Origin of the sequence: Melaminivora alkalimesophila (assembly GCF_000282995.1) — a bacterium.
GTDB lineage: Bacteria > Pseudomonadota > Gammaproteobacteria > Burkholderiales > Burkholderiaceae_C > Melaminivora > Melaminivora alkalimesophila.
This window is the reverse complement of record NZ_ALEE01000833.1, coordinates 1-1,206: the sequence shown is the minus strand read 5'-3', so window position 1 is coordinate 1,206 and position 1,206 is coordinate 1. Positions and strand designations below refer to the sequence as shown.

General features: G+C 72.1%; 1 protein-coding gene. It reads right to left on the bottom strand.

Annotation, left to right across the window (positions count from 1 at the left end):
* Positions 1 to 1,200, bottom strand: a 1,200-nt coding sequence (locus tag A612_RS16010; protein ID WP_141630370.1) for a phosphoenolpyruvate carboxylase, incomplete at its 3' end; no start/stop codon positions are given.
* Positions 1,201 to 1,206 lie beyond the last annotated feature (6 nt).

Sequence of the window (1,206 nt, the reverse complement as noted above, 5' to 3'; positions counted from 1 at the left end):
CCGCAGCCGCTCGGCGGTGAGTGCCGCGCCGCGGTGCGAGCGCAGCGACTCGTCGATGGTGCGCAGGTCCGCGAGGAACTCCCCGGCGCTGGCGTAGGCCGGCTGCGGTGCCACCGCATGGCGCGCCGCCTCCACCCCACCGAGCGCACGCAGCGTGGCGGCCAGGCGCGCGTAGATACCCGTCAGTGCGCGCCGGTAGGGCTCGTCCTCGCGGTGCATGCTGTCGTCCGCCGAGCGCTCGGCCAGTTGCTGCATCTGCGGCGAGACCGCCACCAGGCGCGAGGACAGCGACAGCTCCCCGCCCAGCAGGTGCACCTGTTCCAGGTAGTGGCGCAGCGCCACCTCGGCCTGCCGCGACAGCGCCAGCGCCAGCGTGGCGGCGCTCACGTTCGGGTTGCCGTCGCGGTCGCCGCCGATCCACTGGCCCATGCGCAGGAAACTCGCCACCGGATGCGCGGTGCCCAGCTCGCGCTCGAGCTCCGCGTAGATGCGCGGGATCTGGCCGAGGAACGTGGTTTCGTAATAGGACAGAGCGTTCTCGATCTCGTCGGCCACCGTGAGCCGCGCCGGCCGCAGCAGCCGCGTCTGCCACAGCTGCGCCACGCGCGCACGCAGCTGCGCCTCGTTGGCCGCGAGCTGGCGCGGCGTGAGCGTGTCGCGCGTGCTCTTGTAGAGCTGGGCGCGCGTGGCGATCTCGTCGCGTTGCGCCAGCAGCTGCGCGATCTCGCGCTCGGCGTCCAGGATGCTCTTGCGCTGCACCTCGGTCGGGTGCGCCGTCAGCACCGGCGCCACGTAGGCCTGGGCCAGCATGTCGGCCACCGCGCGCGGCGCAATTCCGGCCCAGCGCAGGCGCGCCAGTGCCACCTCGACACTGCCCTCCTGGCTGCTGCCGGCGCGCTCGTGCACCGCGCGGCGGCGGATGTAGTGCTGGTCTTCCGCAAGGTTCGCCAGGTGGCTGAAATAGGTGAAGGCACGGATCACGCTCACCGTCTGGTCGCCGGAGAGCGACTTGAGCAGCTTCTTCAAGGCCCGATCCGCCTCCTGATCGGCGTCGCGCCGAAAGGCCACCGACAGCTTGCGGACCTGCTCGACCAGCTCGTAGGCGGCAGCGCCCTCCTGCTCGCGAATCACGTCGCCCAGGATGCGCCCGAGCAGGCGGATGTCCTGGATCAGCGGCTGGTCCTTGTCGGCGCGGCGCACGGCGGG